8 protein-coding genes and 1 pseudogene are annotated in these 4,082 nt (G+C 51.9%); 6 read left to right on the top strand and 3 right to left on the bottom strand.

Annotated features, from left to right (window positions below; genetic code table 11):
* The first annotated feature begins 257 nt into the window (after positions 1-257).
* From H5U36_09420 to H5U36_09395, 6 genes and pseudogenes are all read left to right on the top strand, one after another.
* A complete protein-coding gene (locus tag H5U36_09420; protein MBC7218330.1) occupies positions 258-659 on the top strand; it encodes a HEPN domain-containing protein in 402 nt (133 codons plus the stop codon).
* A 99-nt stretch (positions 660-758) separates the two neighbouring features.
* Positions 759-1,100 carry a nucleotidyltransferase domain-containing protein gene (locus H5U36_09415; protein ID MBC7218329.1) on the top strand — a complete coding sequence of 114 codons (342 nt, stop codon included), beginning with the start codon at positions 759-761 and terminating at the stop codon, positions 1,098-1,100.
* A gap of 35 nt (positions 1,101-1,135) precedes the next feature.
* A pseudogene (locus tag H5U36_09410) lies at positions 1,136-1,482 on the top strand (nucleotidyltransferase domain-containing protein).
* Positions 1,483-1,500: 18 nt separating this feature from the next.
* Positions 1,501-1,650: a HEPN domain-containing protein gene (locus tag H5U36_09405; GenBank protein ID MBC7218328.1), complete on the top strand. Its 150-nt coding sequence runs from the start codon at positions 1,501-1,503 to the stop codon at positions 1,648-1,650.
* A 516-nt stretch (positions 1,651-2,166) separates the two neighbouring features.
* Positions 2,167-2,592, top strand: a complete 426-nt coding sequence (locus H5U36_09400; GenBank protein ID MBC7218327.1) for a nucleotidyltransferase domain-containing protein — start codon at positions 2,167-2,169, stop codon at positions 2,590-2,592.
* Positions 2,534-2,947: a HEPN domain-containing protein gene (locus H5U36_09395; GenBank protein MBC7218326.1), complete on the top strand. Its 414-nt coding sequence runs from the start codon at positions 2,534-2,536 to the stop codon at positions 2,945-2,947. Before H5U36_09400 ends, H5U36_09395 begins: the two co-directional genes overlap by 59 nt.
* A 59-nt stretch (positions 2,948-3,006) precedes the next feature.
* Here H5U36_09395 and H5U36_09390 read toward each other — a convergent pair whose 3' ends face one another.
* The 3 genes from H5U36_09390 to H5U36_09380 form a co-directional block, all read right to left on the bottom strand.
* The gene (locus H5U36_09390; protein ID MBC7218325.1) at positions 3,007-3,315 is read right to left on the bottom strand and encodes a hypothetical protein; all 309 of its coding nucleotides are present in this window, start codon (positions 3,313-3,315) and stop codon (positions 3,007-3,009) included.
* Complete coding sequence (locus H5U36_09385; GenBank protein ID MBC7218324.1) at positions 3,312-3,569, bottom strand: UPF0175 family protein; 258 nt, start codon at positions 3,567-3,569, stop codon at positions 3,312-3,314. The genes H5U36_09390 and H5U36_09385 overlap by 4 nt, the downstream gene beginning before the upstream one ends.
* A 244-nt stretch (positions 3,570-3,813) precedes the next feature.
* Positions 3,814-4,082: DUF5615 family PIN-like protein (locus H5U36_09380; protein ID MBC7218323.1), on the bottom strand; the 269-nt coding region annotated here is incomplete at its 5' end.

Below are 4,082 nucleotides of genomic sequence, written 5' to 3'. Positions count from 1 at the left end.
AACCCGAAGCCTTGCCTTTGCGGAATACCTCGAAAAGAACCTGAGAACCCTGCCAAGACTTGACGTATCACCCCTTGTTTTCACTGAAGAAGAGCTCAGGCGCTTCCACCCCCTCCTCCTTGATGTGCGGAAATGCCACATTGTTCTCTATGACAGGGGCTTTTTCAAGGAGCTTTTGAAGTCCATAGATGAGCTCCATGCAAAGGGAGCTATTAAAGAGCTCAAAGCAGGCGACCAAACCTACTGGAGGATAGACTATGAAAAGATTGGTGAGGGATTACCTCAACCGGGCAGAGAAACGTCTGAAAATCCTCAAAATCCTTGAGGACGAAGGCGATTACCCCGATGTGGTGAGAGAATCGCAGGAGGTGGTGGAGCTTCTACTCAAGGCCCTGCTCATGGAGGTCGGCCTTGATGTACCGAAAGTACATGATGTGAGTAGGCACCTTAGGGAAAACCTTGAGCTCTTCCCAGACCCCATAAAGGAGTCCATGGATGAAATTGTGGAGATTTCCCGGCGCCTGAGGAAGGAGAGAGAACTATCCTTCTACGGCGCGCCCGACTGGATTCCCTCCGAAGAGTACACCCTTGCCGATGCAAGGAAAGCACGCAGTGATGCCGAGAGGATTTACGAGCTGGTTCAAAAAGCGATTTCGTAGCCAATTTCCCACCCGTTACTTCAGCGCCCTCGACCGCGGGGCTCCGGTAGGGAGTTTCCAAGGAGGATGCCCAGGAGGCCCTGGAAGAAGCCGAGGAGGTTGTTAGTCCTTTTCGGCTCCATGGCCCGTGGAGACTGGTCGGTTGGGAGTGATTATGATCTCCTGATTGGCCTCACCTACGACGATGGGAAACGCTTTATCGACCGACTGGAGGACTTCTCTCCTCAGGAGGGAAACATCGAGGTTTTCCCCTACAGTCTCTCCGAATGGCAGCAAATGTTCGCTGAATACCACACGCTTTCCCTTGAGGCTCTGGCCCATGGCATCGTTCTCTGGGACAGGGGTGCCTTTTCCAGGATGCAAAAAACTTTTGAGGAGTGGCTCCAGAGCGGAAAAGTCACCCCCTGGCGCAACGGGTGGAAGATACAGGATACCTGCTGAACCCGCAGAATGTTAGAATTCTTGGGGGTACCAGGATGAATGTGAAAGCCTTGGATTATGTTCTTGCCGAGGTAGTTCGCCGAATCGTTGAGGTGGCCGATCCTGAAAGGATTATCCTCTTTGGCTCAGCCGCAAGAGGAGAAATAAAGCCTGGAAGCGACCTGGACCTTTTGGTGGTAAAACCTGGTGCGCACGCCGAAAGCTGGCACAGAAAACCTATGAGAGACTATTTGGAGTCGGCTGCCCGGTGGACGTAATTGTGGTGGTTCCGGAGGACATTGAAAAGTATAAGGACGCTATTGGCCTTATCATCGGGCCTGCTCTCCAGGAAGGGAGAGTCGTATATGAACGGAAAACGCCTACCTCCAGACGACCCTCATAAGTCTCCTCCGGGCAAAGCATGTGTCTGAAACAGGTACCTGAAACGATAAAGCGTGCCGCTATTTTGACACCATACGCAGTCGAGAGCCGCTATCCCGGCCTATCAGAACCGGTAAGCACAGAGGAATACGAGGAGGCATGCGCCATCGCCGAAGAGGTTGCCCGGTAACCACTCCGAGTGCCGTGCAGGGCTTTTTCCGGTCATCGAATCCTTTTAGTTTGTCGCTGCGAGGAGGAAAACGACGAAGCAGTCTCACATCCCCCTCCGTAAGAGACTGCTTCGGAGACGAAACGACGACCTCGCAGTGACCTCCTTGCTTGTCCTTGCGAGGACGCTTTCCCCGTCACCGCGAGGATCTTCCCCTCCAGCCATCGCAAGGCCTTTCTTTCCGGCCATCGCAAGGACTTCTTTTTCCGGTCATCGCGGGACCTTTTTTCGGTCATCGCGAGGGCCTCTTTTTTCGGTCATCGCGAGGGTCTCTTTTTTCGGTCATCGCGAGGAGCGAAGCGACGAAGCGATCTTATAGCCTCCCAAAAGAAACTACTTCGAAAACGAAACAATGACCTTGCAGCGACAGACAAAAGCACGTCCCCTGAAAAGCCTTAGGGTCTCTTCCCATAGTGTCACCCTATTTCACCAGGTCAGAAAAGCTCTATCGGCTCACCATCCCTCTGTGGTATCATGATGTACGGCGAGAATGGCGGAGGCGAAGAGGGAGTGTCGAGGCTCTTTACAGTTGAAGAGAGGAGAACTCTACTCGAGGAGGAGCTTTCGCGAATAGTAACGCTCCTTATCGAAAAGTATCAACCTGAAAAAATCGTCCTTTTTGGTTCTCTCGCCAGGGGGCATGTCCACGAGTGGAGTGACATCGACCTTCTCATCATCAAGGAGACCGAAAAAAGGCCCATTGAGCGGATTCTTGAGGTTGTACGATTGGTACGACCCAGGGTGGGTATTGACCTCTTTGTCTACAGCCCTTCTGAAATCGAAACAATGCTTGAAGAGAAAATTTCCTTCGTCCATGACATTATGAAGACAGGGAAAATTCTCTATGAAAAGGGAAACCCGGGAATGGTTGAGCATCGCCGAAGAGGAACTCCAATCCGGTGAGTGTCTTTTTGAGCGGGGTTTCTACCGGATGGCCTACTACCACGCCCAGCAAGCGGTAGAGAAAGTTCTAAAGGCTTTGCTGGTGGAGAAGGAGATCCCACCACCCAGGACGCATAATATCCTCGACCTGTGTGTTGCCCTGAGGAAACTTGGGAGTAATCCTCCACTCTCTGAAGAAGAGTCGGTCTTTCTCACCAGCATCTACCAGGCGAGATACCCCGCAGGGCTGGGTTTGCTTCCTTCCGGAGAACCATCGAAGGGCGACGCAGAAAAGGCTCTACAGTGTGCAAGCAAAATCTGGCGGTGGTTTCAGGAAGTTTGCAGAACTTCTCCCCCGGATTTGGAAAAGTACTGAAGAGCCTTTGTATTGGCTTTTTAGTGCTGCTCCACGCTGACTGCATTAGTTGACCGGCCTTAGAGTACGCCTTTTTCTTGAGTTACCTGGTTCATCCCAAAACCTGTTTTAGAGAGCAATGGCCTCGGCTTCCCCCCATCGAGTTCCTGCCGCAAAGCCTGCACAAGCCGTTTGTTGGTGACCGAACATCGCTTTATCCAGGAGGCTCTTCTGGCTTCATCTGCCCCTGGTTGCCCTGCTCCCTCCACCACGACCTCTTGCCACACGGCTTCAGGGATAATGAGTTCACCGTAGAGCTTGTGAAGCAGGTCGAGCTTGCCAATCCGTGCCAGATTGATCAGCGCAGAAGCATTACTCACGACACTCATAGGCGGCCAAGTCCCTTCAGTGTGGCTACATCTTTCTCATAATCCTCGAGAGTATAATGAACGGGGATACCTCTTGCGCCCAATAATTGCTGGAAAGCCCAGGCAGTCATATCCGCCATCTCCCGAGCTTTACCAAAAGAGAGTTTCCCCTGCTGAAAGAGGTACACCGCCAGCTCGCACTTCAGCTCCTGGGGCGTCATGCGAGTGGCATGGAGGACTTCTCGAGGTATCTCGATAACAATCTTAGAGGACATTCCTCAACCTCCTTTCTTTCGATTCGTTCGTGTAAAAAGCCGAAGAATGCACATTACTTTTGCGGTTTCTTTGGCTGCCATTGCGAACCTCATATTTTCGCCTGGTGAAGCAATAATCATCGCAACCCAAGGTGGTAGGCAACTTTCCACCCCAAGCGCTCATCCACGAAAACGATCCGCATCGCCAGTACGTTCTTAAAAACAGGGTCTTTCTACGGCTGATTAGCAGGCTGAGAGACCTTTATTATATGAATCGCCTTATACGAATTCGCCCGGGTTCCAGTACAACAAAGGATTCCTCAAGCTTAGGACCTTCCCGGCGTATCAAGCTCAAAACGGCATTGCACAGATCATGTCTTGCCCTTGCTGGAAACCGCAAAAGAATCACTCCAATCCTCGGTATTCCTGAAAGGTATGCCAAATGTCCGAAATCCTTGTCCTCAGTTAAAAGGACCCGTCTTTCCCTTCTGGCTAACTCCATGACCTCCTGGTCCTCGGCTCCGGGACAGGTCT

Origin of the sequence: Candidatus Caldatribacterium sp., from assembly GCA_014359405.1 — a bacterium.
Taxonomy (GTDB): domain Bacteria; phylum Atribacterota; class Atribacteria; order Atribacterales; family Caldatribacteriaceae; genus Caldatribacterium; species Caldatribacterium oleiphilum.
Note: the sequence above shows the minus strand (reverse complement) of the source record. Positions and strands in the feature narration are given on the sequence as shown.

What these genes read in the sequence shown, in the direction of transcription:
- H5U36_09395 (MBC7218326.1), top strand. Translation starts at nt 2,534, where the DNA reads ATGAAAAGGGAAACCCGGGAATGGTTGAGCATCGCCGAAGAGGAACTC.
- H5U36_09385 (MBC7218324.1), bottom strand. Translation starts at nt 3,569, where the DNA reads ATGTCCTCTAAGATTGTTATCGAGATACCTCGAGAAGTCCTCCATGCC.
- H5U36_09405 (MBC7218328.1), top strand. Translation starts at nt 1,501, where the DNA reads ATGTGTCTGAAACAGGTACCTGAAACGATAAAGCGTGCCGCTATTTTG.
- H5U36_09390 (MBC7218325.1), bottom strand. Translation starts at nt 3,315, where the DNA reads ATGAGTGTCGTGAGTAATGCTTCTGCGCTGATCAATCTGGCACGGATT.
- H5U36_09400 (MBC7218327.1), top strand. Translation starts at nt 2,167, where the DNA reads ATGTACGGCGAGAATGGCGGAGGCGAAGAGGGAGTGTCGAGGCTCTTT.
- H5U36_09420 (MBC7218330.1), top strand. Translation starts at nt 258, where the DNA reads ATGAAAAGATTGGTGAGGGATTACCTCAACCGGGCAGAGAAACGTCTG.